This window comes from Acidocella sp. C78, from assembly GCF_907164655.1.
Window position 1 is genome coordinate 67,501 of the sequence record NZ_CAJQZK010000069.1, and the last position, 13,772, is coordinate 81,272.

Annotated in this window: 14 protein-coding genes; 3 read left to right on the top strand and 11 right to left on the bottom strand. The window is 65.7% G+C overall.

Translation table 11 applies throughout. The features are described 5' to 3' along the window. Positions 1-164 precede the first annotated feature (164 nt). The 3 genes from ACIDOCELLA78_RS87875 to ACIDOCELLA78_RS87885 form a co-directional block, all read right to left on the bottom strand. Positions 165-440, bottom strand: coding sequence for an immunity protein Tsi6 family protein (locus ACIDOCELLA78_RS87875; RefSeq protein ID WP_249675696.1), 276 nt, complete (start codon positions 438-440; stop codon positions 165-167). 171 nt (positions 441-611) lie between these two features. Next, positions 612-1,160 carry a hypothetical protein gene (locus tag ACIDOCELLA78_RS87880; RefSeq protein WP_201728515.1) on the bottom strand — a complete coding sequence of 183 codons (549 nt, stop codon included), beginning with the start codon at positions 1,158-1,160 and terminating at the stop codon, positions 612-614. A 3-nt stretch (positions 1,161-1,163) separates the two neighbouring features. Next, complete coding sequence (locus tag ACIDOCELLA78_RS87885; protein ID WP_201728516.1) at positions 1,164-2,102, bottom strand: 5'-nucleotidase; 939 nt, start codon at positions 2,100-2,102, stop codon at positions 1,164-1,166. A gap of 118 nt (positions 2,103-2,220) precedes the next feature. Between ACIDOCELLA78_RS87885 and ACIDOCELLA78_RS87890 the strand changes: the two genes are divergently transcribed. Then, entirely contained in the window at positions 2,221-3,048 is an 828-nt protein-coding gene (locus tag ACIDOCELLA78_RS87890; protein ID WP_201727504.1) for an IS5 family transposase, read from the top strand. Positions 3,049-3,073: 25 nt separating this feature from the next. Here ACIDOCELLA78_RS87890 and ACIDOCELLA78_RS87895 read toward each other — a convergent pair whose 3' ends face one another. The 7 genes from ACIDOCELLA78_RS87895 to ACIDOCELLA78_RS87925 all read right to left on the bottom strand — a co-directional run bounded on the left by ACIDOCELLA78_RS87895 (position 3,074) and on the right by ACIDOCELLA78_RS87925 (position 10,613). Next, positions 3,074-3,601, bottom strand: coding sequence for a GNAT family N-acetyltransferase (locus ACIDOCELLA78_RS87895; protein WP_201728517.1), 528 nt, complete (start codon positions 3,599-3,601; stop codon positions 3,074-3,076). Positions 3,602-3,850: 249 nt separating this feature from the next. Then, positions 3,851-5,530 carry an energy-dependent translational throttle protein EttA gene (gene ettA, locus ACIDOCELLA78_RS87900; protein WP_201728518.1) on the bottom strand — a complete coding sequence of 560 codons (1,680 nt, stop codon included), beginning with the start codon at positions 5,528-5,530 and terminating at the stop codon, positions 3,851-3,853. 292 nt (positions 5,531-5,822) lie between these two features. Beyond that, positions 5,823-6,422, bottom strand: coding sequence for a hypothetical protein (locus ACIDOCELLA78_RS87905; RefSeq protein WP_249675699.1), 600 nt, complete (start codon positions 6,420-6,422; stop codon positions 5,823-5,825). 153 nt (positions 6,423-6,575) lie between these two features. After that, entirely contained in the window at positions 6,576-7,547 is a 972-nt protein-coding gene (locus ACIDOCELLA78_RS87910) for a 2-dehydropantoate 2-reductase (RefSeq protein WP_201728519.1), read from the bottom strand. After that, complete coding sequence (locus ACIDOCELLA78_RS87915) at positions 7,544-9,064, bottom strand: acyl--CoA ligase (RefSeq protein ID WP_201728520.1); 1,521 nt, start codon at positions 9,062-9,064, stop codon at positions 7,544-7,546. Before ACIDOCELLA78_RS87915 ends, ACIDOCELLA78_RS87910 begins: the two co-directional genes overlap by 4 nt. Positions 9,065-9,265: 201 nt before the next feature. Further along, the gene (locus ACIDOCELLA78_RS87920) at positions 9,266-10,393 is read right to left on the bottom strand and encodes an FAD-dependent oxidoreductase (protein ID WP_201728521.1); all 1,128 of its coding nucleotides are present in this window, start codon (positions 10,391-10,393) and stop codon (positions 9,266-9,268) included. A gap of 13 nt (positions 10,394-10,406) precedes the next feature. Next, a complete protein-coding gene (locus tag ACIDOCELLA78_RS87925) occupies positions 10,407-10,613 on the bottom strand; it encodes a heavy-metal-associated domain-containing protein (protein WP_201728522.1) in 207 nt (68 codons plus the stop codon). 158 nt (positions 10,614-10,771) lie between these two features. Here ACIDOCELLA78_RS87925 and ACIDOCELLA78_RS87930 point away from each other — a divergent pair, with 158 nt between their 5' ends. After that, entirely contained in the window at positions 10,772-12,163 is a 1,392-nt protein-coding gene (locus tag ACIDOCELLA78_RS87930; protein ID WP_307850890.1) for a cation-translocating P-type ATPase, read from the top strand. Continuing rightward, positions 12,112-13,017, top strand: coding sequence for an HAD-IC family P-type ATPase (locus ACIDOCELLA78_RS87935; protein WP_307850892.1), 906 nt, complete (start codon positions 12,112-12,114; stop codon positions 13,015-13,017). The genes ACIDOCELLA78_RS87930 and ACIDOCELLA78_RS87935 overlap by 52 nt, the downstream gene beginning before the upstream one ends. A gap of 7 nt (positions 13,018-13,024) precedes the next feature. Here the strand turns inward: ACIDOCELLA78_RS87935 and ACIDOCELLA78_RS87940 are convergent, their stop codons facing one another. Next, on the bottom strand, positions 13,025-13,768 hold the full coding sequence (locus ACIDOCELLA78_RS87940; RefSeq protein WP_201728523.1) for an SDR family NAD(P)-dependent oxidoreductase: 744 nt from the start codon (positions 13,766-13,768) through the stop codon (positions 13,025-13,027). Positions 13,769-13,772 lie beyond the last annotated feature (4 nt).

A 13,772-nucleotide genomic window follows, 5' to 3' on the forward strand; every position in this document is an offset into this window, starting at 1 on the left:
GGTGAAGCGGGGGTTAATATTTTGATAGTTTATCGACTGCTGGCGCGGATTGTTTACCGATAGGACTGCCGTGGCGTGCGGTGAACTCGAAGGCAGGGAATGTTTCACGGGAAACAATTGCGGCGGCGCGGGGAGGGTTGCCGGGACGAGCCCGGTGGGGTCGCTCAGCCGGCCGGTTTCAGCCGGGTCCCCGCCGCGCTGATCCGGTGGAGGAGGTCGGCCAGTTCATCGTCCCAGCCCTCAATTTCGCGGACGGCGAGGACGCCCAGAATGATCTCCCCGAGCCGTTCCGGCCCGGCGGTTCCGGCGCAGACTTGCTGAAGATAGATCAGCTGGTTGCGGATGGAGATGAGGGGCTGCAAGCCCGGACGCCCGGCGAGCAGAGTTTCGCACCGTTGCAGCGCTTCGGCGAGGTCGGGTTTCAGGTCATCCATGGTCATGTCGTTGCGTCTTCAGCGTCCACCGGAGGTTTTGCACCGCGTGGGCGATGATGGCGTTGACCTCGCGGTTCGCGTGGCCTTGTCGGTGTGACGCTCGGCGTCAAAAGGGGACCAAAGCATATAAAATAGACTGCGGCACGATCTCCGACTATCTATCTCAAACATGTTGTCTCATTGTTTCTTTTTCTGTAGAAAAGCAATCAATTGAATCCCGATAAATCCTAGCATCAAAAACGAAATGAACGAAACCAAGATAGCTTCCTCAATTTCGCCACAACTATATTTAACAATCGCGATCAAACCCGCGAAAAAACCGATAAGCGATAATATTATCCACACACCATTGCGAGAATGGAATAATATATTTTTATTTTTATTTCGGAAATATTCTGTAAATTTTATCTGAGGATAGTGAATTACAAGAAATTCGTTACAAAATCCCACGATTTTGTCTTGCCAGAAAAATCTTAAATATCCATATAATGTAATAGTCAGAGGCAATAGCGCTATATACGGCTTAAAGTCTTGTCGCCCTTCAACAGAAAATATAAACGCAAATATTGCACCAGAAGCGCCAATACAGAACCTTTCTAACCCATCCATAGAATACGCATTAAGTTCAATGATACGTCTAACACCACTATATTCTTCAACTTTAAGGCACTTTAAGAGATCATTATCAATATTAGAAGCACTATTATCCTCGTTATCCTCCGACAATCCTCATTCCTTTTCAGAATTAATTACGCCAAACGGTATATGTACGGACGGAACCACATCACTAGCTTTCTCAAGATGCCTAGATTGGTCGTCGAAAAAGATATGCGGCTTAAGCACCGATAGAACACTCTTCTTCTCAATTCCACCTAAGAAAAACGCGTCATTGGCCATGACTCCCCAACTCTTTAACGTTCGTAGTGCGCGTTCGTGCGACGGCGCATTTCTTGCTGTTACGATTGAAACCCGCAATCTATTTTTATATGATCGATGTTCTTTTTTATAATCTTCCTCGACTCTTTGAATTTTATTAATCCTAACGAGAAATTCTTTCAATGGACCTGGATTGTGAGAAGACATAACATTCTGAACTTCATGTTCATGAAATCTCACTAATCCATTTGATTGCATTACCTGTTCAGATTCATCACCCGCAATTACACCATCAAAATCAAATGCTATCCGCAAAGCATTATCATCATCATCATCTTCAAACTTTGACTCAAGAACATGCCCAGCAGGATAGCCTGCCTTAATCGCAGCATCAACATCTGGTTTATTTCCAGATAAAAACAATGATATATTCAGAGCGGGTATATATTCGTATGGCGCCTTCCCTTGCATAAATATTGCTCTTGTAATATTTAATTTATGTAGTTCGATCGTTTTCATTACCCGAAGGCCGGTATCAGGGTCATTTCTCGACAACAATACGACTTCTACCAAAGGATCTTCTGGATCAGACACTAAGTCATTGAGAGAAAGTAGGCGTCTGATAAACGGATATGCAACGCCCGTTGGAAGCGGCACCTCTAGATTTTGTTCTTGAAATTCTCGATATTTTTCTTCACCGTCTTTCTTAAAAACCGCATCAGATTCACTCAAATCAAAAACGGCGCTTGATGCAACACCGATTACCAGCCGGTTTGCTAAATCATAAGGCATAAATTTCTCTATCTCCCGATTTTGGCCAGTTCTTAGTTAAGAGCCGGACCGAAAAAGATAGTTGAGCGATTTCAGTAAGTTGTGATTCAGTTCGTTTGCGAAGACGGACGGAGACACGATGACCTGGACTGAAATCGCTCGGCGACGATATTGCCGGGCCGGATTGCGCTACGCAAGCGACCTCACCGACGCTGAATGGGCCATGATCGAGCCGTTCATGCCCGCTCCGCAGCATCGAGGCCGACCCCGAAGGGTGGCGCTTCGAAGGATTGTGGAGGCCATCTTCTACATGCTGGCAACCGGCTGTCAGTGGCGCCAGATCCCGAAGGAATTCGCTCCGTTCACCACCGTGCAGGGGTATTTCTACCGCTTCTGTCGTGACGGCACGTTCGATCGCATCAATCACGTCCTAGTCATGCAGGCGCGGGAAATGGCCGGACGCGAGGCTTCGCCCACAGCCGGTGTGATCGACAGTCAGTCGGTCAAGACCACCGAAGCCGGCGGGCCGCGCGGGTTCGATGCCGGAAAGAAGATCAAGGGCCGCAAGCGCCACATCATCACAGATACAATCGGCCACCTCGTCGGTGCCGTCGTTCATCATGCCGGTATTCAGGACCGCGACGGGGCGCCCGACGTGCTCAAATCCGTCAAATCCCTGTATCCCTGGTTGCGGCACATATTCGCTGACGGCGGTTATGCCGGTCCTAAACTCAATGGACGCCTCGCCAAAATCGGCAAATGGACCATACAGATCGTAAAGCGCTCCGACGCCGCGAGCGGGTTTGAACTCCTGCCGCGGCGCTGGGTGGTAGAAAGAACCTTCGCCTGGCTCGGCAGATGCCGACGTCTCGCAAGGGATTTCGAGGCCACCGTTACCAGCGCCACCGCATGGCTCTTCCTCGCCCATATCCGCCTGCTCACACGAAAAATCGCCCGTCACCGATAGTCGCACTACCATTCAGATTCGGGCTCTAAGACAATAAGTTATCACTCACACTCTCATAAACTAGCATCTGCACACCGTTGCGGGAGAAAGAATCAGATTCGGTCATGCCGATGGCGCCGAGGACGGTGCGGCTGGCGAAATTGTCGGCGCGGGCGATGGCGATGATGCGGGGGAGCGAAACGCGGTCGTGGCCGTAGCGGAGGGCGGCGCTGGCGGCTTCGCGGGCGAGGCCGGCGCCGCGGACTTCGGGCCATAGGGCGAAGCGGAGGGCGATGCCGCGGCCGTCCGGGCGGTCTTCGAGGCCGGTGATGCCGAGGAAGGCGTTGGTGGACTGGCCGCGGATGGTCCAGATTCCGTAGCCGTGCGCGCCCCAGGCGGCGATTTCATCCGCGAGTTCCGCCGTGGCCTGCTCGGGCGTACGGACGCCGCCGAGCATCATGGCGAAGGCGCGGGGGTCGGTTTTCAGGGCGATCAGGTCGTCGCGGTCCGCCCAGCTTACCGGGTCCAGTCGCAGCCGCGCCGTGGTGACGCGCCAGGCGGGGTTGGTGGTCATGGAGATGGCGGGGCTTTGCCCCGGACCCCATCAGGGGCGCTGCCCCTGAACCCCGCCAAGGGCTGAGCCCTTGGAACCGCTTTACGGTTTTGGTTTTGGGGAGGGCATCCGCGCGATTGCCTTGGCGAAGGCACGTCCATGCCCTCCCCAAAACCAAAACCAGAGGATTCCAAAGGCTCCGCCTTTGGCGGGGGTGCAGGGGGTAGAACCCCCTGCGTGGGCCCGGAACCAAGACCCTGCATCCGCTGGCTACCGGGTGAGGGGGCGGTATTTGATGCGGTGGGGTTCGGTGGCGTCGGCGCCGAGGCGGCGCCGTTTGTCTTCCTCGTAGTCCTGGAAGTTGCCCTGGAACCACTCGACGTGACTGTCGCCCTCGAAGGCGAGGATGTGGGTGGCGAGGCGGTCGAGGAACCAGCGGTCGTGCGAGATGATGACGGCGCAGCCGGCGAATTCGGCGAGGGCTTCTTCCAGGGCGCGGAGGGTGTCGACGTCGAGGTCGTTGGTGGGTTCGTCCAACAAGATGACGTTGTGTTCGCCCTTGAGCATTTTCGCGAGGTGGACGCGGTTGCGTTCGCCGCCGGAGAGGATGCCGACCTTCTTCTGCTGGTCGGAGCCCTTGAAGTTGAAGGCGCCGACATAGGCGCGGGAGGCGACGGTGCGCTTGCCGAGGTGGATGACGTCGGTGCCGCCGGAGATTTCCTCCCAGACGGTCTTGTTGCCGTCGAGGCTGTCGCGCGACTGGTCGACATAGCCGAGTTTCACGGTGTCGCCGACGGTGAAGGTGCCGGCGTCGGGTTTTTCGACGCCGGTGATCATCTTGAAGAGGGTGGACTTGCCGGCGCCGTTGGGGCCGATGACGCCGACGATGCCGCCGGGGGGGAGCTTGAAGGAGAGGCCGTCGATCAGGAGGTTGTCGCCGAAGCCCTTGCGGAGGTCCTGGGCCTCGATGACGGTGCCGCCGAGACGCGGGCCGGGGGGGATGACGATTTCGGCGACGCCGGAGACCTGCTCGGTCGATTTGGCGAGCATTTCCTCGTAGCGGCTGATGCGGGCCTGGTTTTTCGCCTGGCGGGCCTTGGGGGAGGCGCCGATCCATTCGCGCTCTTCCTTGAGGGCGCGCTGGCGGGCGGATTCTTCCTTTTCCTCCTGGGCGAGGCGCTTCTGTTTCTGCTCCAGCCAGGAGGTGTAGTTGCCCTCGAACGGGTAGCCGCGGCCGCGTTCGAGTTCGAGAATCCAGTTGGTGACGTTTTCGAGGAAGTATCGGTCGTGGGTGACGAGGATGACGGTGCCGGCGTAGGCGCGCAGCGTCTTTTCAAGCCAGGCGACGGATTCGGCGTCGAGATGGTTGGTGGGTTCGTCGAGAAGCAGGAGGTCGGGCTTTTCGAGGAGGAGGCGGCAGAGGGCGACGCGGCGGCGCTCGCCGCCGGAGAGGTTGGTGACGGGGCTGTCGGAGGGGGGGCAGCGGAGGGCGTCGAGCGCGATGTCGATCTGGCGGTCAAGCTCCCAGCCGTCGCCGGCGTCGATCTTTTCCTGGAGGGTGGCCTGTTCGGCGAGAAGGGCGTTCATCTTCTCGTCGTCCATCGGCTCCATGAAGGCTTCGGAGATTTCGTTGAAGCGGGCGAGGGCGGCGCGCATGTCGGCGAAGGCGAGGGCGACGTTCTCGCCGACGGTGAGGGTCGGGTCGAGATGCGGCTCCTGCGGGAGGTAGCCGACGCGGGCACCCTCGGCAGCCCAGGCCTCGCCGCCGAATTCGGTCTCGATGCCGGCCATGATTTTCAGCAGGGTGGATTTGCCGGCGCCGTTGACGCCGAGGACGCCGATCTTGACGCCGGGGAGGAAGGAGAGGGTGATGCCCTTGAAGACCTCGCGGCCGCCGGGGAAGGCCTTGGTGAGGTCTTTCATCACGTAGACGTACTGGTAGCTGGCCATCGGGAGTTCCTGTGCGCGTGCGGGGTTTTGCAGCCGGTATAGGTGGGGGGCGACGCGCGGGCAACCGAGGGGGGGGTTGCGCCCGTGGCAGGTGCGGAATGCAGGGCGGCCGGCACGAGGGCCGGAGCAAGATATAAGAACGGCCGGCACGAGGGCCGGAGCAAGATATAAGAACGGCCGGCACGAGGGCCGGAGCAAGATATAAGAACGGCCGGCACGAGGGCCGGAGCAAGATATAAGAACGGCCGGCACGAGGGCCGGCCGTGTGATCAGGCGTTGGGGTTGCGTTGGGTCAGATGTGGATGTGCCAGCCCAGGGCGAGATCGAGCACGATGCCGTAGGTGAGATACATCAGCCAGAGGCCGGTGACGGTGTGGAAGAAGCCCTGGGCCCGGAGGCTGAGCGGGGCGCCGATGCCGAAATAGGAAAAGATGCCGGCGAAATAGACGCAGGAGAGGCCGACGAAGAGGATGGCCACCGGAATGTCGCCCGCTTCGGCGAAGACGATCAGGCCGAGAATGGAGACCAGGAAAAAGGCGACGGCCATGAAGCCGTTCACCCGCATGTCGCCCTGACGCATGCGGCTGAGGCCGATGGCGAACCAGTGAACGCCGAAGACCGAGGTGAGGATGCCGGCGGCGTAGAGCGGCGCGCCGTGGAAGACGTGGAACCAGGTCAGGCCGACAAGGATGTAGGTGCCGCAGAGGAACTGCAGGAAGCCGGGCATCCAGACGCCGTACCAGCCATTGGCCCAGTCGACCGCAGGCGAGCGCTCCGGAAAGCCGAAAAGCTCCTGCGGGCCGTAGATGAGATAGCCGGTGCCGAGGCCGAAAAAGGCGAGGCCGAGCGGCACGTAGGCCGAGGTTGGAAAACTGAAGATGGTGGGTGTCATCGGGCGTCTCTCATTGGTTTGATTGAGCCCGCGCCGGCACGGGGCCGGCGCGGACGGTCCGACAATTGTTCGGCGCCGCAAGCTTCTTATTCAAACCAGATTACGAGATCGCCACCTTTTGTATTCACTTATACGTGAGTCGCATGGATGTGATCAGACGCCGGCGATTCTGGCACGCTGGCGCACAAGGGCGAGCACGGCGGCGCAGGTGGGGGAAGGCAGGCCGACCCAGCCAGCCATTTCCACCACGGCGCCGAGCAGCGCCTCGATCTCGATCGGGCGGCCGCGCTCCAGATCCTGGAGCATCGAGGTCTTGTGCGCGCCGACCTCGGCCGCGCCATCGATCCGCTTCTCGACATCGATGGCGAAGCGCACGCCGAGCGCCTCGGCGATGGCCGCGCCTTCGAGCATCATCCCCCGCGCGAGGGCACGGGTGCCGGGGTCGGCGGTGATGACGTCGAGCGTCGCCCCGGTCAGCGCGCTGATCGGGTTGAAGGCCATGTTGCCCCAGAGTTTCACCCAGATGTCGTCGCGGATGCGGGGGCGAACGGGCGCCTTGAGGCCGGACTCGATCATGAGGCGGCTGATCAGGGACGCGCGCTCGGTGCGGGCGCCATCGGGCTCGCCGAGGATGAAGCGGTCGCCATAGGTGTGGTTGACCACGCCGGGTTCGACGATCTCGGCGGCGGGATAGACGATGCAGCCGAGCGTCTGCGCCGGCGGCAGGGCGGCCCAGACCGCGCCCTCGGGATCGACCGCGGTGATCCGACGGTCGGTGAAGGGGGCGGGCAGGCCGTAGGTGTACCACCAGGGGATGCCGTTGATCGCGGCGATGATGGTGGTGTGCGGGCCGATCAGGTGGCGGAGCTGCGGCAGGGCGGGCTCGATGCCCTGGGCCTTCAGCGTGATGAGAACATAATCCTGCGGGCCGAGTTCGGCGGCGTCGGCTACGCGGGGGCGGGTGATGATCGTTTCGTTTTCAGAAACAAGTTTGAGGCCGTTGGCCTCGATGGCGGCGCGATGCGGGCCGCGGGCGACGATCGAGACATCGGTGCCGGACGCGGCGAGCCGGGCGGCGACGAGGCCGCCAATGGCGCCGGCGCCGAAGACGCAGATGCTGGTCATGCCGTGATTCCAAGGCGGGTGGCGAGGCCGACGCGCTGGACCTTGCCGGTCGGGCCCTTGGGGATCGCCTCCATGATCAGGATGCGGCGGGGCACCTTGAAGGCGGCGAGGCGCGCGGCGGCGAAATCGCGGATCGCCTGCGGGTCGGGCGCGGTGCCGGCGCGGGGGACGACGATGGCGGCCACTTCCTCGCCCAGCTTGTCGTGCGGGATGGCGAAGGTGCAGACCTCGGCGATGTCCGGATGGTCGAGCAGGGCGACATCGACCTCCAGCGGGCTGATCTTTTCGCCGCCGCGGTTGATCTGCTCCTTCAGCCGGCCGGTGAGGAAGAGATATCCTTCGGCGTCGAGCATGCCCTGGTCGCCGGTGCGGAACCAGCCATTGGTGAAGGCCTTGGCGTTGGCCTCGGGGTTGGCGGCGTAGCCGGCGGTGACGTTGGGGCCGCGGATGACGACCTCGCCGGTTTCGCCCTGCGGCAGGAGGGTGCCGTCATCGTCCATGATGGCGATCTCGGGGCCGGCGGCGATGCCGACCGAACCGGCCTTGCGGGCGCGCGGCGGCAGCGGGTTGGAGGCCATCTGGTGGGCGGCCTCGGTCATGCCGTAGGCCTCGATCACCGGGGCGCCGAATTTCTGCTCCAGCGCCGCCATCACCTGCGGCGGCAGCGAGGCGGAGGAGGAGCGGATGAACCGCAGGCTGGCCAGCGCCCTCACCGCGTCATCCTCGGGGGCGCGAAGCAGGATGGCCTGGTGCATGGTCGGCACCGCCGTGTACCAGGTGGGGTTTTCCTCCTCGAGCCAGGAGAAGAAGCGGAAGGCGTTGAAGCCCGGCGTGCAGCAGACGGCGGCGCCGGCGCGCAGCGAGGCGAGGGTCGCCGCGATCAGGCCGTGAATGTGGAACAGCGGCATGACGTTGAGGCAGAGATCGTCCGGCGCGAGGGCGAGGCTGGCGGCGATGTGCCGCGCCGAGGCGGCGAGGTTCCTGCTCCGCAGCGGGACGATCTTGGGCCGCGCGGTGGTGCCGGAGGTGTGCAGGACCAGCGCCTCGTCCTCCGGTTCGGCCGGGCCGGGGTTGGCGGCCGGGGTTTCGGGCAGGGCGGAGACGTCGAGCGTGAAGACGCCGGCGGGGGCTGAGTCGTCCTCGGCGAGGTCGAGCAGCGGAATGCCGAGTTTCGCGGCGACGCCGCGCACCGGGCTGTCGGACCCGGCGGCGACGATGACGGCGCGGGGTTTCAGGTCGTCGAGATAGAACTCGAATTCCTGGTCCTTGTAGGCGGGGTTGAGCGGGGCGGCGCAGCACATCGCGGCGATGGCGGCGAAGGCGGTGGCGGCGGCGGGGCCGTTGGGCAGGACGATGGCCACACGGTCGCCACGGCCGATGCCGCGCGCGTTCAGCGCGGTGCGCACCTCGTCCGCCAGCGCGGCAAGACGGGGGCCGGAACAGGGGTGCCGCGCGGGCGCGGCGATGGCGCGGGCGCCGGTATGGGCGCGCAGGATGTCATGGACTGTTTCGCTCATGGCTGGCTTGCCGCCTCCTCTTATGTGCTGCGATCAGAGGTTTTAGAGCATCATCCGATCAGATGGAAACATCTGATCGGATGAAGATGCTCTAGTTATCAACAAGATAGAGCACGTTCCGATCCTGATGGACCGGAACGTGCTCTCGTGCGGCGATGTCTCTGGCGCGGATCGGGCCGGCGGGCAAGAGGCCGCGCGGGGTCAGGGCGCGGCGTAGGCGGCGATGAAGCGGCGGTCGATCCGGTCTTTCCAGCGCCGGACCCAGGCACCGGAGACGACGAGGCCGTTGCGGGTGCCGATCGCGTGGTCCGGCCCGGTGGCGAGGAGATAGAGGGCGGCGCGCTGCGGGCGGAAGCGGCGGAGCCTTTGCCCGGCGAGGGCGCGGCGGAGGTTTTCGGCGAGCACCTTGCCCTGGCGGATCGCGTAGAGGCCGGATTTCGGGACGCCGAGGGCGCCGAACCCGGCAATGTCGCCGGCGGCGAAGACGGTGTCGTGCGAGCGGGAGCGCAGGGTGGGGGCGACGGCGACGAACCCCGCCGCATCGAGGGCGAGGGAACCGCCACGCAGCCAGGCGGGGGCGGCGGCGCCGGCGGCCCAGACCACGGCGTCGGCGGGAAGGCTGGTTCCGTCATCGAGCGGGATATGCCCCGCCTGCGGGATGCCGGCGCGCGCGGGCGGACCGAGCGCGATGCCGCAGACGGCGAGGCGGGCGGCGACCAGCCGCGCGGCGCGGCGGGGCAGGCCGGGCAGCAGGCCGGACGGGCCGGGCAGCAGGGTGAGCGAGAGCGCCGCCGGATCGGCGCCGGCGGCCGCGCGGCGGGCGCGCAGCCGGTGGGCGAAGGCGAAGGCGAGTTCCACCCCGGCGGCACCGCCGCCGACCACGGCGAGGCGGAACGGCGCCGGGCCGGACGAAGCCGCGTCCAGCTCCGGCAGGCGGGCGAGCAGGGCATCCGGCGGGCGGACCGGGATGACGCGATCGGACTCCGGCGCCGCCGGCGGGGCGCCGGCATCGAGCGCCAGCAGGTCGTAGCCGAGCGGCGAGCCGCCGGCGCGGAGGACACGGCGCGCATCGGGATCGATGCCGGTCGCGCGGTCGAGGCAGAGCGTGGCACCGGCGGCGGCGGCGAGGCGGGCGATGTCGATCCGCCCGGCCGCGGCGTCGGTATCCCCGGCGACGATGCCGGGCAGCATGCCGGAATAGGCCAGATCGGTCGCCGGGGTGAGCACGGTGAGGCGCAGGCCGGGGAGCGGCGCGCGCGCCAGGTCGCGCAGCACCGCGATGCTGGCATGGCCGGCGCCGACGAGCAGCAGGTGACGGGAATCCGGCATCGGGGCGGCGCGATCAGGCCGGGCGCTTCACCTTGTAGCCCTCGTCCTCGATGGCGGCGGCGAGGGCGGCGGCCTCGGCGGCGACGGCGGCGGGGACGCTCACCTTGCCGGCCGCGAGATCGACCGCGACCTCGGCGCCCGGATGCACCGCGCGGATCGCCTCGGTGACGGCGCGGACGCAATGCTGGCAGGTCATGCCTTCGACGTCGAATTCGATCATGGTTGGCTCCTTGGTTCGGTATGATGCCAGTCCAACGTGGGGTCTGACACAGGGACAAGGTCAAGCCCGGCGGGTGGGGGCAGGGATGCGCGGCGCGGGAGGCGGGGTTTGACCTTCCCACGATGGCAAACCCATATCCTGCGGCGAAGGAGTTTGCCATGGACCAGATGAGCGACGCCGCGACGGGCCGGAAAGATGCGGGGGACAGGGTGATCGACCTCGCGGTCGAGGGCATGACCTGCGCCTCGTGCGTGGCGCGGGTGGAGCGGGCGGCGCGGAAGGTGGCGGGGGTGAGCGGTGCGGCCGTGAACCTCGCCAGCGAGCGGGCGCGGATTTCCGGCGCCGGATTCGACGCCGCAGCGGTGATCGCGGCGATCGGCAAGGCGGGCTACGCCGCGCGCGAGGTGGCGGAGAGCGGGGCGGCGGAAGCGACGCGGCGGGCGGCGGACGGGCGGCGGGAGCTGCGCCACGTGATCATCGCCGCACTGCTGACGGCGCCGCTGATCGGCAACATGGCGCTGCATATGGCGGGCGCGCCGCTGGGGCTGCCGGGCTGGGCGGAACTCGCGCTGGCGACGCCGGTGCAGCTCTGGCTCGGCGCGCGGTTCTATCGGGCGGGGTGGGCGGCGCTGCGGGCGGGGGCGGGGAACATGGACCTGCTCGTCGCGCTCGGCACCAGCGCCGCCTATGGGCTGAGCCTGGTGCTGCTGGCGCAGGGCTGGGCCGGCGGGCATGGCGGGGCGCCGCTCTATTTCGATTCCGCGGCGACGGTGATCACCCTCATCCTGTTCGGCAAGTGGCTGGAGGCGCGGGCGCGGCGGCAGACCGGGGCGGCGCTGGCGGCCCTTGCCGCATTGCGGCCGACCACGGCGCGGCTGCGCGACGCCGATGGCGGCGAGCGGGAGGTGCCGATCGGGCAGGTCGGGCGGGGCGATCTCGTCGCGGTGCGGCCGGGCGAGCGGATTCCGGTGGATGGCGTGATCGAGGCGGGGGAGTCGAGCGTCGATCTGTCGATGCTGACGGGCGAGAGCCTGCCGGTGGCGCGCGGGCCGGGCGGGCTTGTGCCGGGCGGGGCGATCAACGGCGAGGGCGCGCTGCTGCTGCGCACCGAGGCGGTGGGGGCGGAGACGATGCTCGCCCGCATCATCCGCCTGGTGGAGACGGCGCAGGCCGAGAAGGCGCCGATCCAGCGCCTGGTGGACCGGGTAGCGGCGGTGTTCGTGCCGGTGGTGGTGGCCGTGGCGGCGGCGACGCTGGCGGGATGGCTGCTGGCGGGGGCGGGCGCGCCGGTGGCGATTCTGAACGCGGTTTCGGTTCTCGTGATCGCCTGCCCCTGCGCGCTCGGCCTCGCGACGCCGACGGCGGTGATGGCGGGCACCGGCGTTGCCGCGCGGCACGGCATTCTGGTGAAGGATGCCGAGGCGCTGGAGGCGGCGGCGCGGGTGACGGCGATCGCCTTCGACAAGACCGGCACGCTGACGGAGGGGAAGCCCTCGGTGTGGCGGTGGCGCCGGCCGAGGGGGTTTCGGACGCGGAGCTGCTCGCGATGATGGCGGGGGTGCAGGCGGGCAGCGAGCATCCACTGGCGCGCGCGGTGTGCGCGCGGGCGGCGGCCGACGGGATCGCGGCGCAGCCGGCCGAGGCGGTCAAGGCGCTGCCGGGGCGCGGGGTGAGCGGGGAGGTCGGCGGCCAGCGGATCACGATCGGCAGTTCGCGCCTGCTGGAGGAGAGTGGCGCTGCCGCCGGGGCGCTCGGCGCGACGGCGCATGAGCTGGAGGCGGCGGGGCGCAGCGTGTCCTGGGTGATCGGCGCCGATGGGGCAGATCGCGCGGCGCGGGTGCTCGGGCTGGTCGGGTTCGGCGACCGGGTGAAACCAGGGGCGGCCGCCGCGGTCGCGGCCTTGCGGGCGCAGGGGCGGCTGGTGGCGCTGCTGACGGGCGACAATGCCGGCGCGGCCGCCGCGGTGGCGCGGGACCTCGGGATCGACAAGGTGTTTTCGGGCCGGCTGCCGGCGGACAAGACGGAGATCGTCAGCGCCCTGCGGCGGGATGGGCACGTCGTCGCCATGGTGGGGGACGGGGTGAACGATGCGCCCTCGCTTGCCGCCGCCGATATCGGGATGGCGATGGCGACGGGCACCGACATCGCCATGCACACCGCGGGGATCACGCTGATGCGCGGCGAGCCGGCGCTGGTGGTGGCGGCGCTGGACGTGGCGCGGGCGACGATGCGCAAGATCCGCCAGGGGCTGTTCTGGGCGTTCGTCTACAACGTGGTGGGCATCCCGCTGGCGGCCCTCGGCTGGCTGAGCCCGATGGTCGCCGGGGCGGCGATGGCGGCATCGAGCGTCAGCGTGGTGACCAACGCGCTGCTGCTGCGCCGCTGGCGGCCGCCGGTGAAATAACGCCGCGTCAGTAGGTGGCGCGGCCGCCGGAGATGTCGAACACGGCACCGGTGCTGAAGGAGGCTTCGTCGGACGCGAGAAAGCAGATCAGCGCCGCGATTTCCTCGACCGTGCCGAACCGGTTCATCGGGATTTTCGAGAGCATGTAGTCGATGTGCTGCTGGCTCATCTGCTCGAAGATCGCGGTGCGGACGGCGGCGGGGGTGATGCAGTTCACCGTGATCGGGGTGTTCGCCAGTTCCTTGCCGAGCGACTTGGTCAGGCCGATGACGCCGGCCTTGGAGGCGCTGTAGGCCGGCGCGTTGGGGTTGCCTTCCTTGCCGGCAATGGAGGCGATGGTGACGATGCGCCCGGCATTGCGCGCGCGCATGTGCGGCACCACCGCCTTGCAGGCGCAGAACACGCCGGTGAGATTGACCTCGATGACCTGCCGCCAGGAATCCAGCGGGTAGTCCCATGTGGTCGCGTTCGGCCCGGTGATGCCGGCGCTGGCGATCAGCGCGTCGATCGCGCCGTGTTCGCGCACCACCTCGGCGGCGGCACGCTCAAGGGCGCGCAGGTCGGTCACGTCGAGCGCGACGCCGGAGCAGGCGGGGCCCAGCTCCTGCGCGGCGGCAACGATGGCCTCGCGGCTGCGATCCCACAATATGGCGTTGCCGCCCTCGGCGATGATGCGCGTGGCGGCGGCAAGGCCGATGCCGGCAGCGCCCCCGGTGATCACCGCCGTCTTGCCTTCGAAACGGTTTTTCAACTGT